This is a genomic window from Rhodococcus sp. P4_E4 (assembly GCF_056401575.1).
In genome coordinates this window covers 31,498-52,782 of sequence record NZ_JBFUJB010000020.1, presented here as the reverse complement: position 1 = coordinate 52,782, position 21,285 = coordinate 31,498, and the positions used below count along the sequence as shown (strand labels likewise).

Genomic DNA, 21,285 nt, shown 5'->3' with positions numbered 1-21,285 from the left:
TAGGTTGTCGCACGGTGACTACTCTCGTGTGATGGCCGCATTCCAGGAATCCACAGCAGAGACGGTCACCATCGTGGCCGGCCTCGAGAGCACCTTCGCCGACGAACTCGGCGCTCTGACGGTGCCGTGGCAAGGTGCTGCCGCGCCCGACCCGCAGTTGCTCGTGCTGAACGAGCAGCTGGCTGCGTCGTTGAGATTGGACGTAGAAGCGCTGCGAAGTGTGGACGGGATCGGCGTCCTGTCCGGTTCGACGGTGCCGGTCGGGGCCACACCGGTGGCGATGGCATATGCGGGTCATCAGTTCGGTGGGTACGCGCCAATTCTCGGGGACGGTCGGGCGTTGTTACTCGGCGAACTCGTCAGCAGTGACGGGCAGCGTGTGGACTTGCATCTGAAGGGCTCTGGGCGCACCCCGTTCTCTCGGGGCGGCGACGGGTATGCGGTCGTAGGGCCGATGCTGCGCGAATATCTCGTCAGCGAGGCGATGAATGCCCTCGGTGTCCCCACTACGCGCGCGCTGTCGGTGGTGGCGACGGGCCGAGACGTTCGCCGCAACGGCGCAGAACCCGGTGCCGTGCTTGCACGGATCGCGTCGAGTCACCTACGCGTTGGGACCTTCGAGTTCGCGGCCCGGCAGGGCGAGGTATTGCAGCCGCTCACCGATTACGCGATTGCCCGGCACTACCCGGAGCTGACCGAACTTCCGGCAACGGGTACACACAATCGCTACCTGAAGTTCCTCGAGGCGGTGGTTGAGGCGCAGGCATCACTGGTGGCGAGGTGGATGCTCATCGGTTTCGTGCACGGGGTCATGAACACCGACAACACGACAATTTCGGGGGAGACCATCGATTACGGTCCGTGCGCCTTCCTCGACGCGTTCGATCCGGCGGCAGTGTTCAGCTCGATCGACCACGGGGGCCGCTATGCATTCGGCAATCAGCCCGCTGTACTGAAGTGGAACCTGGCGCGCTTGGCAGAAACGCTGTTGCCACTGATCGATTCCACACCCGACGAAGCAATTTCCGCGGCGTCAGCAGTTCTCGAGACCTTCGACGAGCGCTACGAGGGTCACTACGCGGCCGGTCTCGCGGCAAAGCTCGGTCTGGCCCAGCCGTTTGTCGATCGGGCGCTCGTCGACGATCTGCTGACGTTGTTGGCGGAACACGGTGCTGATTGGACGGGCAGTTTCCGCGCTCTCGCCGACGAATTGCGCGGAAATTCGGTGCCTCTCGACAACCTCGTGCCACGGGAGCACATCGCGCCCTGGTTGCAGCGGTGGCAGGGAGCCCTGACCGAAAACGGACACGCGGCCGCGGAGACCGCGAGCGCGATGGATCGCGTCAACCCGCTGTACATTCCGCGTAATCATCGGCTCGACGCTGCCCTGCGCGCCGCGACCGACGGCGACCTCGCTCCCTTCGAGAAGCTGCTGGAGGTGGTCACGCATCCCTTCGACCGACGCGACGAGTGGGCTGACTACACCGAGGCGGCTCCGCAGTCTTTCAGCGAAACATTCCAAACCTTCTGTGGCACTTGACAGACGAAGCCATCAATCCGTCAGGATGATCAATTCACGCTCCGACGCGATTTCGACGCGCAAGCCCGCCTTCGACGCCACCCGCGCAACCCCCTTGATGTCGGTCGGTTCGGCACGCGAGACCACCAGCGCACGGGCGAGCAGACCTTTGTGGTGCTTGTTGAAGTGACTGACGACAGTGCGGGTGCCGTCCGGCTTCTCGGTGAGGACCGTTGCGATCAGTGCGTCCGGAACCGGTCCGAGGTCTTGGTAGGTGCCGGACCGTAGATCGATGACAAGGCCGTCGGCTTCGGCCGCCAAGGCCTTCGGCAACTCCGGCTTCCACAGTGAGCGGAGCGTGTCCATCCCGGGCAGCTTGGACCCGCCGGAAAGGCGGTAGGCGGGGATCAGATCTCCCGCACGGACTGCACCGAACAGAGCGGAGCCGATCGCGATCCGATCGAGAGCCTTGGCCTTCTGGGCACGGGTGAACGACTTGGCGTCGAGGGCGTCGAAGAGCACCCCGGTGTAGCGCTGCAGTGCGGGCCGCGTCGCGGACACCCACAGCTTGGCGTTGCGTTCCACTTCGTCTGCTTGCGTCGGACCGAGCCCGAGCGCTTCGCACGACGCCTCGACGTCAGCGGCCAGATCGACCAGCGTCTGAACCAGCAATTCGCGCGTTTCGGTCAACTGTGGCATCGACAGTTCGGCCAGATCGAGGGGCGCATCCTTGCCGCCGTCGGACTTGGTTTCTGAGGGAGGCAGCAGTACAAGCACGCTGTAACCGTACCGAGGCCCGCTCGGCCGACTGCGGCGACTATCCTTACACCTCGTGATTACCCGTCTGTCCCACCTGTTCCTGCGTACCCTGCGTGACGATCCCTCGGACGCCGAAGTTGCCAGCCACAAATTGCTGGTTCGTGCCGGCTACGTGCGTCGTATCGCTCCAGGCGTCTACTCGTGGTTGCCGCTGGGATTGCGGGTGCTGCGCGAGGTTGAGCGTGTTGTCCGCGAAGAAATGAATGCCATTGGTGGGCAGGAAATTCTGCTGCCTGCTCTGCTCCCGCGCGATCCGTACGAGGCGTCGAACCGCTGGACCGAGTACGGCCCCAACCTGTTCCGCCTCAAGGACCGCAAGGGCAACGACTACATGCTCGGCCCGACCCACGAGGAGCTCTTTGCTCTGACGGTCAAGGGTGAGTACAACTCGTACAAGGACTTCCCGGTCACCCTGTACCAGGTGCAGACCAAGTACCGCGACGAAGAGCGTCCGCGTGCGGGCATTCTGCGTGGTCGCGAGTTCCTCATGAAGGATTCGTACTCCTTCGACCTCAGCGACGAAGGCCTGACGGAGTCGTACCAGGCGCACCGCGGTGCCTACGAGAAGATCTTCACGCGTCTGGGCGTCAAATACGTCATCGTCTCGGCGACCTCCGGTGCGATGGGCGGCAGCGCGTCCGAGGAGTTCCTTGCCGAGAGCGAGATCGGCGAAGACACGTACGTGCGCTGCCTCGAATCCGGGTACGCCGCCAACGTCGAGGCCGTCAAGACTGTTGTTCCCGACTCGATTCCGTTCGACGGGCTGCCCGAAGCGAAGGTGTACGACACCGCGAACACACCCACCATCGACACCCTCGTGGACTGGGCGAACGGTGCCGACCTCGGCCGCACCATCACCGCCGCCGACACCCTCAAGAACATCATGGTCAAGACCCGCCTGCCCGGCGGCGAGTGGGAACTGCTCGGTATCGGCATCCCCGGCGACCGTGAGGTCGACGAAAAACGCCTCGAAGCTTCGCTGGAGCCGGCCGAGTTCGTGATGATCACCGAGACCGACTTCAAGAACAACCCGTTCCTGGCAAAGGGTTACATCGGCCCGAAGGCTCTGCAGGCCAACGGCGTTCGCTACCTTGTCGATCCGCGCGTCGTCGACGGCACCAGCTGGATCACCGGCGCCGACGAAGACGGCAAGCACGTGGTCGGCCTCGTTGCCGGTCGCGACTTCACCCCTGACGGAACCGTCGAAGCCGCCGAGGTTCGTGACGGCGACGCCTCTCCCGACGGAGCCGGCACGCTGGTCTCGGCTCGCGGTATCGAGATCGGGCACGTCTTCCAGCTCGGCCGCAAGTACACCGACGTCTTCACCGTCGACGTCCTCGCCGAGAACGGCAAGCCCGTCCGCCCGACCATGGGTTCGTACGGCGTCGGCGTCTCGCGTCTGGTGGCCGTCATTGCCGAGCAGCATCACGACGAAAAGGGCCTGCGCTGGCCTGCCGAGGTTTCACCGGCCGACGTCTACCTCGTCATCGCGAACAAGGACGAGACCGCGCGCGAAGGCGCCGAAGGCCTCGCCGCGCAACTCGACCGTGCCGGACTCGAAGTGATTCTCGACGACCGTAAGGCGTCGCCTGGCGTGAAGTTCAAGGACTCCGAGCTGATCGGTGCAGCCACCTTCCGAGGTGTCTGCGGCGGCCCTTCTTTTCTGCCACAATCGTGGCTATGGAACGCGAACCGGATTGGGCAGAAGTCGACGGCTATCTCGTTTCCACGTTGGTAGGTGAAGATCCGGTTCTCGACGCGGCACTCGCCGCCAACTCCGAGGCCGGTCTCCCGCCCATCGACGTGGCGCCGAACCAGGGCAAGCTCCTCAACCTTCTGGCGCGAATGTGCTTGGCGCGCAATGTCCTCGAGATCGGAACGCTCGGCGGATACAGCACGATCTGGCTCGCTCGCGCGGTCGGCCCCTCGGGCCAGGTCATCACGCTGGAATTCGATCCCACTCATGCGGATGTCGCTCGGGCGAATATCGAGCGCGCCGGCTTGGCTGACCGTGTCGACGTCCGCGTCGGGGCCGCGCTCGACAGCCTCCCGTCGATCGCGAAGGAAGAGTTGGGACCTTTCGACTTGGTCTTCATCGACGCCGACAAGGAGAACAACACCGAGTACGTGCGGTGGGCGTTGGCCCTTTCGCATCCCGGAACCGTCATCATCGTGGACAACGTGGTGCGTGGGGGACATGTGTCCAACCCGGATATCGACGACGAGCGCGTCAAAGCGAGTCGAGCGGTGTTGGAGATGATCGCGGCCGAGCCGAAACTCGACGGCACCGCCATTCAAACCGTGGGTTCGAAGGGGTGGGACGGGTTTGCCGTTGCAGTAGTGAACGAGTGAGCGCAGACTCGAAGCGGTGAGGATGCTGGGGGCAGCAAAGGCGGCATGGCGATGGGTGCGCAGTGCTCCCGGTACCTATGTCTGGTTGCTTGCCCTGCTGTTCACCACACTGTTCCTGCGGCATCTGCCTGACAATGTCGAGGAGCGTTTTCTCGGCAAGCGCTCGACCAATCTGCATCACCTGGCCGAAGACCCGCTACGAGTCCTGTTCTCGAGTGCCTTCTGGCTCGAAGGTGGCGGTTGGTTGGGATACCTGGTTCTCTTCACCATCTTTCATGCAACGGCTGAGCGTTGGCTCGGGACGTGGCGGTGGCTGTGTGTTGTCGTCATCGCCCACGTCGGAGCCACGTACATCAGCGAAGGTGTTCTGTACGAAGGTATTCGGCACGGATACGTGGCGGAGTCGGCGGTCAATACTCTCGACGTGGGAGTGAGCTACGGTCTGGCCGGCATCATGGGGATTCTGGTGTACCGCATCGTCGATCCGTGGCGATACGTCTATCTCGCGGGGCTGTTGCTCTTCTACGGTGTACCTCTGATTTTCGCCACCAATTTCACCGCCATCGGCCACATGTCTGCGTTGTTGCTGGGATTGGCGTGCTATCCGATCACGCGTGCTCGGGCGGGCACGTGGAATCCGATGGACCTGTGGCATTCGCGAAGAATCGCAGGTCTTCCATGAATCGCACCGCGGAAAGTTACCCGCTGGTAGTTTAGCGTCATCGACGAAAGGTAATGACGTGTCTGGCACCGATGGATTGCTCTTCAACCCCCATACTTACGACCCCGCTCAGTTCGATCCGGAGACCCGCCGTTTGCTGCGAGCCACCATCGAATGGTTCGAGAGGCGCGGCAAGAAGCAACTGCTTCAGGACGACCTCGACGCAGTGTGGGTCTCCGACTTTCTCGAGTTCGTCGGAAAGGAGAAGTTGTTCGCGACGTTCCAGACTCCGGCGGCATTCGCCGACGGTGACGAGAACCGTCGTTGGGACGGTGCCCGCAACGCGGCCTTGAGTGAGATCTTCGGTTTCTACGGACTCGCTTACTGGTACGCCTGGCAGGTCACGATCCTCGGACTCGGACCGATCTGGATGAGTGACAACGACGCAGCGAAGAAGCGTGCAGCGCAGGAACTTGCCGACGGCGGCGTCATGGCGTTCGGCCTCTCCGAGCGTGATCACGGCGCCGACGTGTACTCCACCGACATGCTTCTCACTCCCACCGACGGCGACGTCGCCTTCCGCGCGAGCGGCGAGAAGTACTACATCGGAAACGGCAACGTAGCCGGAATGGTGTCTGTGTTCGGGCGTCGTACCGACGTCGAGGGTCCCGAAGGCTACGTGTTCTTCGTCGCCGACAGTGCACATCCGAACTATCAGCTTGTGGACAATGTCCTGCGCGGGCAAATGTACGTCAGCAATTTCCGCCTCGACGACTACCCGGTGCGCGAGGAAGACATTCTGCACACCGGCGTCGCCGCATTCGAGGCCGCGCTCAACACGGTCAACGTCGGAAAGTTCAACCTGTGCACCGGCTCCATCGGGATCACCGAACATGCGTTCTTCGAAGCAATCACCCACGCGCAGAATCGAATTCTCTACGGTAATCCGGTCACCGACTTCGCCCATGTACGCGCCGCCTTCGTCGACGCGTACTCACGTCTGATCGCGATGAAACAGTTCAGCGCGCGAGCAGTCGACTACTTCCGCAGCGCCAGCCTCGAAGACCGTCGCTACCTGCTGTTCAATCCCATGACCAAGGCCAAGGTCACCTCGGAAGGTGAAAAGGTCGTCGGGTTGCTGCACGACGTGATCGCGGCAAAGGGGTACGAGAAGTCCACGTACTTCCGTGAAGCAGCGCAGATGATCGGCACGCTGCCCAAGCTCGAGGGCACCGTCCACGTCAACGTCGGACTGATCCTCAAGTTCTTGCCGAACTACCTGTTCAACCCCGCGGAGTTCCCGGAGATCGTCACGCGCGACGACGCAGCCGACGACGAGTTCTTCTGGAATCAGGGACCGACCCGCGGCGCTGCGAAGATCCAGTTCCACGAGTGGAAGCCCGTCTACGAGAAGCACTCTTCGATCCCGAACGTCGCTCGTTTCTACGAGCAGGCGATCGCACTCACCGAATTGCTCACTGCCGCAGCGCCGGACGCGCAGCAGCAGAAGGATCTCGATTTCATGCTCAATGTCGGGCACCTGTTCTCCCTCGTCGTCTACGGTCATCTGATTCTCGAGCAGGCCGAGATCAGCGGACTCGACGCCGACGTTGTCGATCAGATCTTCGACTTCCAGATTCGCGACTTCTCGGGATACGCGATCGCACTGCACGGAAAGCCGTCGTCGACGCCCGAGCAGCAGAAGTGGGCCTTGGCCGCAGTGCGGAAGCCTGTTGTGGACAGTGAACGCTTCGACCGGGTGTGGCAGCAGGTCAAGGCGTACGACGGTGCATACGAGATGCGCGCATGACCGCGCCGGTGGTACGTGAGCAGTTGATGGCCGTCGTGGAGGGATCCCCGAAAGCCGTCGGCGCGCATGATCGCTCGACCTGGGTTGCGCTGTTTGCCGAAGACGGCCAGATCAACGACCCTGTAGGTTCACGTCCGCATAACGGGCAGGCGGCGATCGAGAGTTTTTACGACACGTTCATCGCCCCCAATTCGATCACCTTCCACGTCGAGCGCGATATCGTGTGCGGCCGCACAGTGTGGCGCGATCTGAGCCTCGCTACCGAGATGTCGACCGGAGTCGTCCTCGACGTGCCGATGCATTTGCGCTACGACTTGGTGGGGGAGCCCGATTCCTTGCGGATCGGAACCCTCTATGCGCATTGGGAATTGGCAACGATGCTGAGCCAGCTCGCTACCGCCGGCGTTGCTGGGGTGAAGGCTGCCGCGAAATTGACCCCGCAGCTGCTCTCGAACCAGGGGATCGGCGGAGCGCTCGGATTCTCGCGCGGCATCTTCGGAGTCGGAGACAAAGGCAAGAAGGCGGCTTCGCGGTTCCTCGATGCGGCCGCTGTCGGTCGAACGCCGCCGGTACCCGTCGAGCTTCCGGCGGGGACGCAGTTGTCCAATGCTGACGTCAACGCTCTGCTCACCGGCGTGACGAAGAGCAAGATGCTGGTTGCCGGTCGAACTGTGACGGCGAGCGTAATCGTGTGCGGGGAACCGGCCATCGCCCTGTTCGGCTTCGAGGCGAGCGGTCATCGCCTCAATCGGCGCCACTCCGGCGCGCCGAGCCTTCGCTTTTCGGTGAAGTGTCAGATCGCCCCGAGATCCGCAGACAGCCAGTGCTGCGGATTCATGTAGATCGCTACCTGCTCGCCCAACTGCGATCGCGCGAATTCGAGATATCCGTCGACCTTGTCCGGGGTCAGGTATCGCCGCGAGACTTCGACCAGCATCTCGTCGGTGCCCGGAACGATCTTGTCGACGGATCCGCTGACGCTGACGTAACGGATTGTCGGATCGAGCCTTTCGGCCATCAACGAGAAATGCCCGGCCGACTCGATGAGTCGAGCCTTTCGTGAATCCTTGCCGGTGAGGATCCATGGTTTGCCACCGGGCGAGTACAGGTACCAGATCGGGACGGTCAACGGACCGCGTTCGGTGCCGTCCGCTACGGACAGCGCCCCGATGTGGGGTTCGGCCAGGAACTGTTCACGCTCATTTTCGGAGAGTGCCATTCCTCGAGATTACCGCGACGTTTGACATGGCGTTGTGACTCCGTACACAATCGATGTGCTCATTATGAACATGCGTTCGCAATGCGAACAGATCTCGATCTGGACTACTGGATCTGAACCGGTAGCGAACGCCCACAAGCAGTGAATGTCGAGGATCCGATGACCGCACCGCATACGCAATCGAGTTCGATCACCGGTTCGCCTGGGGCGCGTGCCGCAATGTGGGTAGCACCGTTGTGTTGGATAGCTGTGCTTCTGGACGGATTCGATCTGGTCGTACTCGGCGCGGTCATTCCTTCACTTCTCGACTACGACGCGTGGGGATTGAGTACCGGCACGATCACGATGATCTCGACCTTCGGGCTCATCGGCATGACCATCGGCGCCCTCGTCATCGGCACTCTCACTGACGTCATCGGTCGACGCCGCGCGCTGCTGTACGCCGTTGCCGCATTCTCGATTCTGACTCTGTTGTGCGCAATTGCGCCCAATCCGTTCATCTTCGGTCTGCTGCGCTTCCTCGCCGGGGTGGGACTGGGTGGCGCCCTTCCGACGGCATTGGCTCTGGTCAACGAATTCTCGAAGAAACAAGGCGGTGGATCTGCGTCGACCATGCTGATGACCGGCTATCACGTCGGCGCCGTTGCCACCGCCGCGCTGGCGCTCGTCGTGATCGAACCTTTCGGTTGGCGAGCGATGTTCGTTGTCGGCGCACTTCCTGCCGTCGTCCTGATTCCACTCATGTTGCGGTATCTGCCGGAATCCCCGTCGTACCTTCTCGCTCACGGAAAGCGTGCCGAGGCCGAGGAAATCGCTGCCCGCTACGGTGTCGAGCTCGAGGCTGCGCCTACGTCCGAAGCTGGGCGCGCCGAAGCCGCCAATCCCGTTCGCGCACTGTTCTCTTCGAAGTTCCTGCGTAACAGCATCGCCATCTGGATCACCAGTTTCATGGGCTTGCTGCTCGTCTACGGATTGAACACGTGGCTTCCGACGATCATGCGCGAGGCCGGATACAACCTCGGAGCGTCGTTGACGTTCCTTCTGATCCTCAATGCCGGAGCAGTCGTCGGACTGTTGATCGCCGGGGGTGTCGCGAACAAGATCGGCCCGCGTACCGCAGCCATCGTGTGGTTCACGGGAGCGGCGTTGTTCCTGGCGCTTCTGAGTGTGAAGGTGTCGTTCGGAATCTACGTGATGGTCTTCCTCGCCGGATGCTTCGTTTTCAGTGCACAGGTACTGGTCTACGCCTTCACGAGCGCCAATCACCCACCGCAGATTCGCGCGACAGCGCTCGGATGGTCGGCGGGTGTCGGCCGGGTCGGTGCGATCTGTGGCCCGATTCTGGGCGGAGTTCTCCTGGGTGCGGGTTACGCCGTGCCGTGGGGCTTCTACGCTTTCGCGCTCGTCGGACTGCTCGGTGCAATTTCGATCTCCTGCACACGGGTTCGCACCTGAAATACCAGTTTCGCAGGTTGGTGCGCTACTGCTATCGTTGAATATGAGTATGAAGAGTAGCGCTATCGTCACGTCACGGGCACCGCTACCGATGCCATCGTCTCGATCCGGTTTGTGGTGGGGCTTGCTCGGTGTTCTGGCGTTCTCGTTCACCGTTCCGCTCACGAGGGTCGCCGTCGCGGATCTCGACCCCCTGTTCGTCGGCGCGGGCCGCGCCGTCGTTGCCGGGGCCCTTGCGATTGTGATGCTGTCGGTTACTCGCGCGACGCTTCCGACGCTTCGGCAGTGGTTTCGCATCGCACTCGTGACCGTTGGCGCGGTACTGGGGTTTTCACTGTTCACCACGTTTGCGTTGCAGACATCGCCGGCGAGTCACGCGGCAGTCGTGATCGGACTACTTCCCGCTGCGACCGCGGTATTTGCCGTCGTCCGAGGAAAAGAGCGTCCCAGTGAGGGATTCTGGTGGGCAAGCGCCGCCGGCGCGGTATCGGTCGTAGGGTTCGTGGCCGTCGCAAACGGCGGACTCGGCTCGTTTCATCTCGCTGATCTTCTTCTGTTCGCCGCGGTTGTGTGTGCAGCGCTGGCATATTCGGAAGGTGCGTTGCTGGCCCGCGAGATCGGGTCGTGGCAGACGATTGCCTGGGCATTGATTCTCGGACTGCCGGTCACGATTGCGTTGACGGTGGCGTCCATGGCCCAGGCTCCGGTCTCTGCCGATGTGAATTCGTGGCTTTCGTTTGCCTACCTGGGATGCGTGAGTATGTTTCTCGGGTTCTTTCCCTGGTACCGGGGTCTGGCGATCGGTCCCATTTCCACTGTGAGCCAAACACAGTTGGTTCAACCGGTGCTCAGCATTGCCTGGTCGGCGCTGATACTCGGTGAGGCGTTGTCACCCTCGATCGTGGCCGGCGGCGTCGTCGTCATCGGGTGTGCCTGGCTTGCCCTGAAGGCGCGAGTGGCAGCGCCGCGTGCTGTGCCGGCACGCGACGCGACCACCGCCACCGATGATTCAGAAGAGCGGGCCGCCACCGAAGGCACTGCGGTGTGACGCAGGTTGTTTCCCGTTGGCGTCGGTGATTCCGTACTCGACGGCCGTCTCGGCGGTGATCAGTGTGTGACCGCTGCGCGCGTTCACTTCTGGATCGTTGGCCAATGCAGTGATGACCTGGCCGACGAATTCCGGGGTTTCGGCCTCGGCCAGTGAGAAGCCTTCGAAGCTCTCGATCCCACTGGCCTCCATCCGCTCGTTGCGGATCAACCCGAGCCAGAAGGAAAGTGCGGTGACGCCGGTTCCCTTCAATTCGACAGCCATGTCGGCGGCCATCTTGTCCAAACCTGCCTTCGACATCCCGTACAGGACAGAGTGCAGGTACCCGCGGGTGCCGAATGACGAGATATTGCCGATCACTCCACTGGCCCGGGGGACCATCAACTTCGCCGCTTCTACCGAAGCAACGTAGTGGGCGCGCAGTCCGATTCCGATCAGCGAATCCCAATCGTCGATCGGCCTCTTCCAGAACGGATCGGCGAAGCCGGCATATCCCGCCGGGTTGGCCCAGACGTTGTTGACCAGAAGATCGAGGCGGCCTGACTGTTCCTCGGCGATGCGTGCAAACAGGTCGACGATCTGTTGATCGTCGGCGTGATCGCACTGCACGGCAATGCCGTGACCGCCGCGCTCGGTGATCTCCGCCGCGGTGCGATCGAGTGGGCCGTCGGCGCCGACGGTTCCTCGCGCCGTCACGTACACCGTCCATCCGTCGCTTCCCAGTGCGAGGGCAATGCCTTTTCCGACGCTCCTACTCGCGCCGGTCACGAGCGCTACTTTGCCGTTTGTCGACGTGGTCATCGGGGACCTCCCAACGAACCCTCGGCGATATCAGTGTCGGGGGACAGGGGAGTGGTGATCGACCACGTCTCCGTGAAGTGGCATTGACTCATTTTCCACACACCGTCCTCGATCACGTATTTGTCGTCGTATTCGCCGGTCATCAACTTCTCGGTGCGTCCGACAGTGTCGACCCGGCGGAACTTCAGAGTCCATCGCCCCACCGCCGACGTCTCCGAGGTCAGTGTGATGTCGGGATGCAATCCGTGATGCATGTCGAGTACCGCGTACCGGCCGTCGACCTTGCGAAGAGCGATCTTCTCGAAGATGTCCGCCATCGGCCCGGCGTCGTCGAACGCGCCGAGACGGCCGTAGTCGATCGACGCTCCTGAACGGATGAAGCTGTTGCGGAACCGAACCGGATCCTTGGCGTCACATGCTCGCCAGTAGCCATGTTTGAGCTTCTTGATTTCCTCGACCTGTTCGAGCGCGTCGAGGCGTTGTGCGAGATCCACCGTCGGTCCTTTTCGTCTGGGTTTCCCGGAGACATGTCGGATCGACTGTAGGGTGTCCTCAGTCACATGTGTGTAGTTTTTCCCAGTGACCGGTCAGGAAACGGTGTCGGTTTCGCTCGAGGATTCGTCGCCGGTGAGAGTGATTGCAGTCGAGTCGCTGAAGACGCTGCCCCAGAGTTCGCCGAGGGCCGGATCTTCTTCGGCGTGTTCGGGTGCCATCATTGCGAGCAGATTGTTGATCAGCATGCCGTTCGCGATGAACAAGCGTGCTTGCTCGGGCGTGCAACCGGTGCGCTCGCGCAGCAAGGTGTAGATGCCGGACATGGCGGTCCGGGACACGGCGGCGACGTCGTCGGTGCTGGTTGCGAAGCCGTGCAACATGACGAGCAGCAGATCTCGATCGAGGACCAGCTCGCCGTAGGCGGATCCGAGTTCGGCCCAGAACTGCGGATTGCTCGGATCGATTGTGACGGTGTCCAATTTGTCGTTGAAGGTGCGGACGATTTCGTCGAGCGCACGCGTGAACACCGCGTGGAACAAATCTGCCTTGGTTCCGAACATGCGCACGACGTAGGGCTGCGAGACGCCGGCTTCCTTGGCGACGGCGTCCGTGCTGGTGCCGGAGTATCCGCCCTTTGCAAATGCCCGCGTTGCCGCGGCAAGGACCAGTGCGCGACGTTCCGGTGCGCTCATCCTGCGGGTACGTGGTTCAGCTGCACCGATCGACATATTGACACGTTATCACCGGATAGCTTAGTTTCGACTTAAGTAATCAATCGATGCCTTAAGGCACCTTCACATCGAGGAATCACGATGACCGTTTTGACGAAGTCCGGATCGGACGCCGCATCCGGGTCGGAAAACAGTGGAGGACGTAAGGTTCCGATCGCGATAGCGATGGGTGCTGCTTCTCTGCCCATGTTCATGGCTACCCTCGACAACCTCGTGATGACGAGCGCGCTGCCGGTGATCGAGAAGGAACTGAACGCGTCCGTCGGGCAGCTCCAATGGTTCATGAATGCGTACACGCTCTGCTTTGCGACGCTGATGCTTTCGGCGACGACGCTCGGCGATCGGTGGGGACGCCGCCGGATGTTCGTGTTCGGAATCGGGCTGTTCACGGCTGCATCGATCGCTTCGGCGCTGTCGACAACTCCCGGCCTGCTGATTGCGGCCCGGGCATTTCAAGGCGCGGGCGCAGCCGCGATCATGCCGCTCTCGCTGACCCTCCTCGTCGCAGCGGTACCGGAAGCCAAGCGCGCCATGGCAATCGGTGTCTGGGGTGGCGTCTCCGGACTGGGAATCGCGATGGGTCCCGTGGTCGGTGGAGCGGTAGTCGACGGGTTCTCGTGGCAGGGAATCTTCTGGATCAACGTGCCGGTTGCGATCGTTGCCGTTCCTCTCGCGTTGTATGCGTTGCGTGAATCGACCGGTCGCACACAACCTCTCGACCTTCCCGGTGTCGCACTCGCCGGACTCGGTGTGTTTCTGGCGGTGTGGGGGATCGTTCACGGCAACGACGACGGCTGGGGATCGCTTGGAGTGGTTGCGTCGTTGGTCGGTTCCGCAGTCGCGTTGGCGCTGTTCGTTCTTCGCGAGATGAAGACGTCACATCCGGTCATGCCCCTACGTCTGTTCCGTTCACGCAGCTTCTCGATGGCGAACGTCATCGGCTTGACCTTCTCGATCGGGATCTTCGGAGCGGTGTTCCTGCTGTCGCAGTACCTCCAGATCGTGATGGGCTACAGCCCGTTCCAAGCAGGCCTGCGGACGCTTCCGTGGACGGCGGCGCCGATGATCTTCGCTCCTCTCGCCGGTTTTCTGGCGCCGAAGGTCGGGCTCCGTTCACTTCTGCTGACCGGTCTGCTGCTCCAGGCCGGAGCATTGTTCTGGTTGGCCGCGTTGATCGGTCCCGACGTGACGTACGGTTCGCTGGTTCCGGCGCTACTGATGGCGGGCATCGGCATGGGCCTGACCTTCGCGCCGAGTTCCACCGCTGTCCTCGTCGACATGGATGAGCCTGATCACGGAACGGCCAGTTCGACCAACTCGACGCTTCGCGAGATCGGTGTTGCGCTGGGAATCGCGGTTCTTACCGCAGTCTTCCTTGCGGCCGGGGGTGCGCTCACGCCACTCGGTTACGGAGATGCGCTGACACCTGCACTGCGCGTCGGCGGTTGCTTCGTATCCGCCGGCGGTTAATAAAGGCGCACAGCAGTTTACGAAGCCGGGTCCCCTGGGAACGCTGAGGTAGACGGAGCGGTTCCCAGCGCGGACCGCCATCCGGCGCCGCGGATTGCCGCATCGGTCAGGCCGTCGATTCCGAACGTGCGGAGTTGGTCGGTATCGACCTGTTCGACGAATGCCCGGTAGGTCACGGCGGTGTCGGATTCGATCTGTGCTGCCAGTTGTGCCGCGGTAACGGCGTCCGTCACCGGGAACGGGATCTCGTAGGCTGCCGCGGCTGTCGGCGGGGTCTCGCCCGCGTCGGTCGACAGGGCAACCAGCGCATCACGTCGCGCGCGGTGCGCGGCTGTATGTGTGGCAACTTCGTTGACACGGGCAGGATTCGAAAACGCGGCAACCACTCCGTAAGCGAAGATCGCGGCATTCTCTGATTCGATTGCGGTCAGCAAGGCAGAACTCTCGGTTCGACGGGTGTGCGAAGTGATCATGGAAGCAACACCGCAACCTGGGTCGAGCACGACGCGCTGATCGAACCGAGCAAGCCCGCGCGATAGCCGGACATCGTGCGAGCGAGATCCGCGGCACTGCGCGCCGAATCGGTCAGCGAGGTCCTCAAGGTGTCAACGCCCGTCGGAGCGTTTGCGACCGAGGTCGACGGGGGCGCAGTGGTCGTAGCGCCGCCGCCCGCTGCTCGCGCAATCTCGGCGTCGAGTTCGAGTGCATGCGCTGTGCGTTCGGCGCTGATCGTGGTCAGTGATGCCGACTTGTCCGGCGCAAGAGCGATGGCGGCGGTTGCGGCTGCCGCGTCGGAGCGAGCTCGCTCGGCCTGGGCCGTCAACTGGTCGACTTCTGCAGCCGCCTCCGCTGTGCCGTTGTCGGTGCAGGCGGACAACGAGAAGGCTGCAGCGCCCAACGCTGCTGCGGTTCCCGTCATCTTGAGCGCACTCCGCCGGGAGAGTGGGGTAGTAGTCATGGGCGTCAGCACCAGTCCATCGTGCCAGGTGGTCGGCCGATCGTTCGAATCCGCGGCACGTGTTCAAGTGTGACGTGCGTCGGGCACTCTGGTCACGGAGACGCGTAATGAGCGGTACTCTTGGATGCTTGCAGCATGAGGCACCTGGTGTCTTTTCATGCTCGCAGCCGCCCACGTCGACAGTCGACACAAGTCGGACAATCGACGACAACTGAAATGAGGAGTTCGCGAGATGCCGGTGCCATCCAGGGAGAGGGTGATCGAGCTGATCTCCGAACTCGTGCACGCCCAGGGTTACGACGTCGAAGACGTTGTCGTGACCAGTGCGGGCAAGCACAGCGCGGTGCGCATCATGGTCGACAGCGATGCCGGGATCGAACTCGATGCCGCCGCAGAGATCAGCAGACTCGTTTCGGAACTTTTCGACAGCCTCGAGGAAATCGGTGAAACGCCGTACACCCTCGAGGTGACCTCCCCGGGAATCGATCGTCCACTGACGCTCGAGCGTCACTGGCGTCGAGCTCGTGGACGCAAAGCGCGTATCGATCTGGCCGGCGAGACCGTGGTCGGCCGTATCGGAAGGTTGAACGACGATTCCGTGGCGGTTGTCATCGGTGGCCGTGGCGGACTGACCGTGCGAGAGATTGCACTGGGCGACGTTCAGAAGGCCGTAGTTCAGGTGGAGTTCTCGAAGCCCAGTGAGGCGGAGTTGGAACTCGCGGGCGGCATCCCGGAGGGGCGCGCAGTTCCCTCGGATGCGGTTGACCTCACCGATGACTCGGGCGTGGACAGTGTCGAAGACGACGAAGCAGAATTAGAAGACGTAGAAAACGAAGAAGGGTTCGACAAGTGAATATCGACATTGCAGCGTTGCGAGCGATCGAAGCCGAAAAGGGCGTTTCGATCGAAACTGTGATCGCCACGATCCAGACCGCGCTGCTGACGGCGTACCGCCACACCGAGGGGCACAAGCAGAACGCTCGGATCGATGTCAACATCAAGACCGGTTCGGTGCGAGTGATGGCACACGACACCGATGCCGACGGCAACATGATCGGCGAGGAGTGGGACGACACTCCCGAAGGATTCGGTCGAATCGCGGCGACCACCGCACGCCAGGTCATCCTGCAGCGTTTGCGCGACGCCGAGCACGAGCGCAGTTTCGGTGAGTTCTCCACCCATGAGGGTGAAATCGTCGGCGGTGTCATTCAGCGCGACACGCGTGCAAACTCTCGCGGGATGGTCGTCGTTCGAATCGGCAGCGAATCCAATGGCGCCGAAGGATTGTTGCCGCCCGCAGAACAGGTTCCCGGCGAGAACTACGAACACGGCGAGCGCATCAAGTGCTACGTCGTCGGGGTTGCTCGCGGCGCCCGTGGCCCCCAGATCACCCTCTCGCGGACCCATCCGAACCTGGTTCGCAAGTTGTTCGCACTCGAGGTTCCGGAGATCGCGGACGGCAGCGTCGAGATCATCAACGTCGCGCGCGAAGCGGGACACCGTTCCAAGATCGCCGTTGCCTCACGCGTGCAGGGGCTGAACGCAAAGGGTGCATGCATCGGCCCGATGGGTCAGCGCGTCCGAAACGTCATGAGCGAACTTGCGGGGGAGAAGATCGACATCATCGACTTCGACGAAGATCCCGCGACGTTTGTGGGCAACGCACTTTCCCCGTCGAAAGTGGTCTCCGTCACTGTCGTCGATCCCGAGGCTCGTGCGGCCCGTGTCATCGTGCCCGATTTCCAGCTTTCGTTGGCCATCGGAAAAGAGGGTCAAAATGCCCGCCTGGCTGCACGGTTGACGGGTTGGCGTATCGACATTCGGAGCGATGCGGCACCCGTTGGCGACGCGTCCGACCGGCCCGCCACGTCCAACGGATAACGGTGGAATGCAGTGATCGAGACGGTTCGGCGGTAGAGTGGACAATGGTTCGACGTGAGTCCTCGGATTCTGCGCGCGTGAAACCCGGTTCGCCGGTCAGAACGTGTGTGGGGTGCAGGGAACAAGGGTCGGCTGTCGATCTGTTGAGGGTCGTGGTTGGTGAGCAGGGGCCGGAGGGTTCCCCGCTCGTCCCCGACGTATCGCGAAGACTCCCCGGTCGAGGTGCATGGCTGCACCTGGATCCGAGTTGTCTGAGCCTGGCAGAGCGGCGCCGAGCATTCAGCAGAGCACTGCGAGTGTCCGGAAATCTGGACACGTCCGCTGTCGACCAGCTGGTCGACGCAGTTCACACAAAAGCAGTACCTCTCGAGAAGAACAGGCACAAGCACTCATGAGCACACCGTGAAGCACCAACGATGAACGTCCATCGGCGATAACCCGAGGTCGTGCGGGACCCACATCTGTGGGATGCCTCCTGCTCGACCTCATCAGTGAGGAGAGCAGTGGCAGGCAAGGCCCGCGTGCACGAGTTGGCTAAAGAACTCGGTGTCACCAGCAAGGAACTACTCGCAACGCTCAAGGAGCAAGGCGAGTTCGTGAAGTCTGCGTCATCCACAGTGGAGGCGCCCGTCGCCCGTCGTCTGCGGGAGTCATTCCCGTCGGCAGGCGGAGCAGAAACCAAGTCCGAGACCGGCGCAGCCGCTCCGGCGGCTCGCCCCGCGGCAAAGCCCGGCGCACCGTCGCCGTCAGCTGCAAAGCCCGGTGGCCCGCGTCCCGGCCCCAAGCCGGCCGCACCCGCACCGGCTGCTCCCGCAGCTCCGGCACCGGCAGCCCCCGCGGCTCCCGCAGCCGCTGCTCCGGCAGCACCGTCGGCGCCGGTCCCCACCCCGACGTTCAACGCTCCGAAGCCGGCACAGCCGGCACGCCCGGCTCCGGCTGCTCCCGCAGCATCGGCACCGGCAGCCCCCGCGGCTCCGGCGGCACCGTCTACCGGCGCAAAGCCCGGCGGACCGCGTCCGGGACCGAAGGCACCTCGCGTCGGTAACAACCCGTACTCCTCGGCACCCGCCGAGCGTCCGGCACCTCGTCCGGCTCCCGGCGCACCGCGTCCGGGTGCAGGCCAGGGCGGTTCTCGTCCGGCTCCGGGTCAGGGCGGTCCCCGTCCGGCTCCCGGCCAGGGGGGACCTCGTCCGGCTCCGGGTCAGGGCGGTCCCCGTCCGGCTCCCGGCCAGGGTGGACCTCGTCCGCCTGCAGGTCAGGGCGGACCCCGTCCCAGCCCCGGCTCCATGCCTCCTCGCCCGAACCCGGGTGCAATGCCTGCTCGTTCCGCTCGTCCCGCGCCCGGTGGCGGCGGACGTCCGGGTCGTCCCGGTGGCGCTCCCGGTGGTCGTCCGGGCGGCGGCGGCGGTGGATACCGCGGCGGCGGCGCTCCCGGCGCCGGTGCTGGTGCAGGTGCTCCCGGTGGAGCAGCTCCGGCCGGTGGATTCCGCGGTCGTCCCGGCGGCGGTGGCCGTCCCGGTCAGCGCGGCGCAGCGGCAGGTGCATTCGGTCGTCCCGGCGGAGCAGTTCGCCGTGGACGTAAGTCGAAGCGGGCGAAGCGCGCCGAGTACGAAAGCATGCAGGCTCCCGCAGTCGGCGGCGTCAGGCTGCCACGCGGCAACGGTGAGACCATCCGTCTCGCTCGCGGCGCATCGCTGTCGGACTTCGCGGACAAGATCGATGCGAACCCCGCAGCACTCGTGCAGGCGTTGTTCAACCTCGGTGAGATGGTCACGGCAACTCAGTCGGTCAACGACGAGACGCTGGAGCTGCTCGGCGGCGAAATGAACTACGTCGTGCAGGTCGTCAGCCCGGAGGACGAGGACCGCGAGCTGCTCGACAGCTTCGACCTCACCTACGGCGAGGACGCCGGCGGAGAAGAGGACCTCGAGTCCCGTCCGCCTGTGGTCACCGTCATGGGCCACGTCGACCACGGTAAGACCCGTCTGCTCGACGTGATCCGTAAGGCGAATGTCCGTGAGGGCGAAGCCGGCGGCATCACGCAGCACATCGGTGCCTACCAGGTGCTGACCGAGCTCGAGGGCAACGAGCGTCTCGTGACGTTCATCGACACCCCGGGTCACGAGGCCTTCACGGCCATGCGTGCTCGTGGTGCCAAGGCCACCGACCTCGCGATCCTTGTGGTCGCAGCCGACGACGGCGTCATGCCGCAGACGGTGGAAGCGATCAACCACGCCCAGGCGGCCGACGTGCCGATCGTGGTCGCGGTGAACAAGATCGACAAGGAAGGCGCGAACCCGGACAAGATCCGGCAGCAGCTCACCGAGTACGGACTGGTGGCCGAGGAATACGGCGGAGACACCATGTTCGTCGACATCTCGGCGAAGCAGGGTCTCAACATCGACGCACTGCTCGAAGCAGTGCTGTTGACGGCGGACGCTTCCCTGGATCTGCGCGCCAACCCGGACATGGACGCTCAGGGTGTTGCCATCGAGGCGCACCTCGACCGTGGCCGCGGCCCCGTCGCTACCGTGCTCATCCAGCGCGGAACGCTGCGGGTCGGCGACTCGATCGTTGCCGGCGATGCTTACGGCCGCGTCCGCCGCATGGTGGACGAGCACGGTCAGGACGTCCACGAGGCACTGCCTTCACGTCCGGTCCAGGTCATCGGCTTCACGTCGGTCCCCGGTGCAGGCGACAACCTGCTCGTGGTCGACGAGGACCGTATCGCTCGTCAGATCGCGGACCGTCGCAACGCACGTAAGCGCAACGCGCTTGCAGCGAAGAGTCGTAAGCGCATCAGCCTCGACGATCTCGATGCAGCTCTGAAGGAACATTCACAGCTGAACTTGATCCTCAAGGGTGACAACTCGGGAACCGTGGAGGCCCTCGAAGAGGCTCTCCTCGGAATTCCGATCGACGACGAGGTGCAGTTGCGCGTCATCGACCGCGGTGTCGGTGGCATCACGGAGACCAACGTCAACCTGGCTGCTGCGTCCAACGCGATCATCATCGGCTTCAACGTCCGCGCCGAAGGCAAGGCAACGGAGCTGGCGAACCGCGAGGGCGTCGACATTCGCTACTACTCGGTGATCTACCAGGCCATCGACGAGGTCGAAAAGGCACTCAAGGGTCTGCTCAAGCCGGTGTACGAAGAGGTCGAGCTGGGCAAGGCAGAGATCCGCGCCATGTTCCGTTCGTCCAAGATTGGCAACATTGCCGGTTGCTTGGTCACGTCGGGCAGCATCCGTCGCAACGCCAAGGCACGTCTCATCCGCGACAGCAAGGTCATCGCCGAGACGGTCACCATCTCCTCGCTCAAGCGGGAGAAGGAAGACGCTACCGAGGTTCGCGAAGGCTATGAATGTGGTTTGACCGTCACCTATTCCGATATCAAGATCGGTGACGTTCTCGAGTGCTACGAGCTTCGCGAGAAGCCGCGCGACTGATTATGTCGACACGGGCGTTGGGGCGGACGCACGTGAGTACTAGCTGACATGGACTCTTCCGGACTTGAACATACAAGTCCGGAAGAGTCCATTCGGCTCTGTCTAGGGGGAAAATGTTTGTAGGGGCACTGGAGTTCGACATTCTTTTCGGCGATGTCCACTCACTCAAGGAAAAGCGTTCGATGCTGTCGCCGATCCTGACGGAACTCCGTCGATTCGGTGTCAGTGCAGCGGAGGCGGGGGAGCAGGGACGCCTGCGTCGTGCGCTCGTGGGCGTCGGTGTGGTCAGTTCGTCCGTCGATCATCTGCACGATGTTCTCGATCATTGTGAGCGAGCGGTCGCCGAGCGTCCGGAGATTCAGTTGCTGGCTGTGCGAAGGCGAATCTTCGGCCCGGAAGACTGAGTGTCACTGGTGTGTGTCGGTGAGCCACTCTTCCGGACGGCGTACCGAATCGAGTTGGTTGGCAAGGGATTCGGCGTCCAGGGGACCAAGTGTGACGGTGTCTGTACTCACGCTCGATGTGCACGGTGGCTTGTGGCCGAAGACCTCTACCGATGGTGATTTGGTTGCCGGGTAGCCGATGGACGAGACTGTTGTCGGTAATAATTCTTGTTA

Annotated in this window: 21 protein-coding genes; 14 read left to right on the top strand and 7 right to left on the bottom strand. The window is 63.0% G+C overall.

What is annotated here, in order from left to right:
• Nucleotides 1-31: 31 nt before the first annotated feature.
• The gene (locus AC1DVN_RS22265; RefSeq protein WP_283384482.1) at nt 32-1,540 is read left to right on the top strand and encodes a protein adenylyltransferase SelO; all 1,509 of its coding nucleotides are present in this window, start codon (nt 32-34) and stop codon (nt 1,538-1,540) included.
• A 12-nt stretch (nt 1,541-1,552) separates the two neighbouring features.
• On the opposite strand, the gene yaaA is transcribed toward AC1DVN_RS22265, so the two are convergent.
• On the bottom strand, nt 1,553-2,296 hold the full coding sequence (gene yaaA, locus AC1DVN_RS22260; RefSeq protein WP_477845916.1) for a peroxide stress protein YaaA: 744 nt from the start codon (nt 2,294-2,296) through the stop codon (nt 1,553-1,555).
• Nucleotides 2,297-2,351: 55 nt separating this feature from the next.
• Here yaaA and AC1DVN_RS22255 point away from each other — a divergent pair, with 55 nt between their 5' ends.
• Genes AC1DVN_RS22255 through AC1DVN_RS22235 form a run of 5 tightly spaced genes read left to right on the top strand, consistent with a single transcriptional unit; the run spans nt 2,352 to nt 8,003 of the window.
• Complete coding sequence (locus tag AC1DVN_RS22255) at nt 2,352-4,076, top strand: proline--tRNA ligase (protein ID WP_477994232.1); 1,725 nt, start codon at nt 2,352-2,354, stop codon at nt 4,074-4,076.
• Nucleotides 4,019-4,690, top strand: coding sequence for an O-methyltransferase (locus AC1DVN_RS22250; RefSeq protein ID WP_020969392.1), 672 nt, complete (start codon nt 4,019-4,021; stop codon nt 4,688-4,690). Before AC1DVN_RS22255 ends, AC1DVN_RS22250 begins: the two co-directional genes overlap by 58 nt.
• A gap of 22 nt (nt 4,691-4,712) precedes the next feature.
• Nucleotides 4,713-5,372: a rhomboid-like protein gene (locus AC1DVN_RS22245; protein ID WP_021343988.1), complete on the top strand. Its 660-nt coding sequence runs from the start codon at nt 4,713-4,715 to the stop codon at nt 5,370-5,372.
• A gap of 58 nt (nt 5,373-5,430) precedes the next feature.
• Nucleotides 5,431-7,161: an acyl-CoA dehydrogenase gene (locus AC1DVN_RS22240; RefSeq protein WP_338480933.1), complete on the top strand. Its 1,731-nt coding sequence runs from the start codon at nt 5,431-5,433 to the stop codon at nt 7,159-7,161.
• Entirely contained in the window at nt 7,158-8,003 is an 846-nt protein-coding gene (locus tag AC1DVN_RS22235; RefSeq protein ID WP_477994231.1) for a nuclear transport factor 2 family protein, read from the top strand. The genes AC1DVN_RS22240 and AC1DVN_RS22235 overlap by 4 nt, the downstream gene beginning before the upstream one ends.
• Here AC1DVN_RS22235 and AC1DVN_RS22230 read toward each other — a convergent pair.
• The gene (locus AC1DVN_RS22230) at nt 7,955-8,380 is read right to left on the bottom strand and encodes a pyridoxamine 5'-phosphate oxidase family protein (protein ID WP_020907428.1); all 426 of its coding nucleotides are present in this window, start codon (nt 8,378-8,380) and stop codon (nt 7,955-7,957) included. The genes AC1DVN_RS22235 and AC1DVN_RS22230 overlap by 49 nt on opposite strands.
• Before the next feature lie 159 nt (nt 8,381-8,539).
• Here AC1DVN_RS22230 and AC1DVN_RS22225 point away from each other — a divergent pair, with 159 nt between their 5' ends.
• Both AC1DVN_RS22225 and AC1DVN_RS22220 read left to right on the top strand, forming a co-directional pair.
• Nucleotides 8,540-9,835: an MFS transporter gene (locus AC1DVN_RS22225; protein ID WP_020907429.1), complete on the top strand. Its 1,296-nt coding sequence runs from the start codon at nt 8,540-8,542 to the stop codon at nt 9,833-9,835.
• 91 nt (nt 9,836-9,926) lie between these two features.
• Entirely contained in the window at nt 9,927-10,883 is a 957-nt protein-coding gene (locus AC1DVN_RS22220) for a DMT family transporter (RefSeq protein WP_477994245.1), read from the top strand.
• On the opposite strand, the gene AC1DVN_RS22215 is transcribed toward AC1DVN_RS22220, so the two are convergent.
• The 3 genes from AC1DVN_RS22215 to AC1DVN_RS22205 all read right to left on the bottom strand — a co-directional run bounded on the left by AC1DVN_RS22215 (nt 10,845) and on the right by AC1DVN_RS22205 (nt 12,907).
• Entirely contained in the window at nt 10,845-11,684 is an 840-nt protein-coding gene (locus AC1DVN_RS22215) for an SDR family NAD(P)-dependent oxidoreductase (protein ID WP_477845917.1), read from the bottom strand. The two genes, AC1DVN_RS22220 and AC1DVN_RS22215, sit on opposite strands and share 39 nt — an antisense overlap.
• Nucleotides 11,681-12,178, bottom strand: coding sequence for a nuclear transport factor 2 family protein (locus AC1DVN_RS22210; protein WP_477994230.1), 498 nt, complete (start codon nt 12,176-12,178; stop codon nt 11,681-11,683). The genes AC1DVN_RS22215 and AC1DVN_RS22210 overlap by 4 nt, the downstream gene beginning before the upstream one ends.
• 93 nt (nt 12,179-12,271) lie before the next feature.
• On the bottom strand, nt 12,272-12,907 hold the full coding sequence (locus AC1DVN_RS22205) for a TetR/AcrR family transcriptional regulator (RefSeq protein ID WP_020969397.1): 636 nt from the start codon (nt 12,905-12,907) through the stop codon (nt 12,272-12,274).
• An 84-nt stretch (nt 12,908-12,991) separates the two neighbouring features.
• Between AC1DVN_RS22205 and AC1DVN_RS22200 the strand changes: the two genes are divergently transcribed.
• Complete coding sequence (locus AC1DVN_RS22200) at nt 12,992-14,380, top strand: MFS transporter (RefSeq protein WP_477994229.1); 1,389 nt, start codon at nt 12,992-12,994, stop codon at nt 14,378-14,380.
• Between the two features lie 17 nt (nt 14,381-14,397).
• Here AC1DVN_RS22200 and AC1DVN_RS22195 read toward each other — a convergent pair whose 3' ends face one another.
• Together AC1DVN_RS22195 and AC1DVN_RS22190 are read right to left on the bottom strand one after the other, a co-directional pair.
• Nucleotides 14,398-14,853 (bottom strand): ferritin-like domain-containing protein, encoded by a 456-nt coding sequence (locus AC1DVN_RS22195; protein ID WP_080945658.1) that lies wholly within the window; start codon nt 14,851-14,853, stop codon nt 14,398-14,400.
• Nucleotides 14,850-15,299 carry a hypothetical protein gene (locus tag AC1DVN_RS22190; protein ID WP_195791245.1) on the bottom strand — a complete coding sequence of 150 codons (450 nt, stop codon included), beginning with the start codon at nt 15,297-15,299 and terminating at the stop codon, nt 14,850-14,852. Before AC1DVN_RS22190 ends, AC1DVN_RS22195 begins: the two co-directional genes overlap by 4 nt.
• A gap of 271 nt (nt 15,300-15,570) precedes the next feature.
• On the opposite strand from AC1DVN_RS22190, the gene rimP reads away from it, so the two are divergent.
• The 5 genes from rimP to AC1DVN_RS22165 all read left to right on the top strand — a co-directional run bounded on the left by rimP (nt 15,571) and on the right by AC1DVN_RS22165 (nt 21,072).
• Nucleotides 15,571-16,191, top strand: a complete 621-nt coding sequence (gene rimP / locus AC1DVN_RS22185) for a ribosome maturation factor RimP (protein ID WP_477994228.1) — start codon at nt 15,571-15,573, stop codon at nt 16,189-16,191.
• Nucleotides 16,188-17,219 carry a transcription termination factor NusA gene (nusA, locus tag AC1DVN_RS22180; protein WP_003942738.1) on the top strand — a complete coding sequence of 344 codons (1,032 nt, stop codon included), beginning with the start codon at nt 16,188-16,190 and terminating at the stop codon, nt 17,217-17,219. Before rimP ends, nusA begins: the two co-directional genes overlap by 4 nt.
• A gap of 44 nt (nt 17,220-17,263) precedes the next feature.
• Nucleotides 17,264-17,614: a YlxR family protein gene (locus AC1DVN_RS22175; RefSeq protein ID WP_019748063.1), complete on the top strand. Its 351-nt coding sequence runs from the start codon at nt 17,264-17,266 to the stop codon at nt 17,612-17,614.
• A gap of 108 nt (nt 17,615-17,722) precedes the next feature.
• Entirely contained in the window at nt 17,723-20,668 is a 2,946-nt protein-coding gene (gene infB / locus AC1DVN_RS22170) for a translation initiation factor IF-2 (RefSeq protein WP_020907439.1), read from the top strand.
• A 113-nt stretch (nt 20,669-20,781) separates the two neighbouring features.
• Nucleotides 20,782-21,072 (top strand): DUF503 domain-containing protein, encoded by a 291-nt coding sequence (locus tag AC1DVN_RS22165; RefSeq protein ID WP_003942205.1) that lies wholly within the window; start codon nt 20,782-20,784, stop codon nt 21,070-21,072.
• Nucleotides 21,073-21,285: the final 213 nt, after the last annotated feature.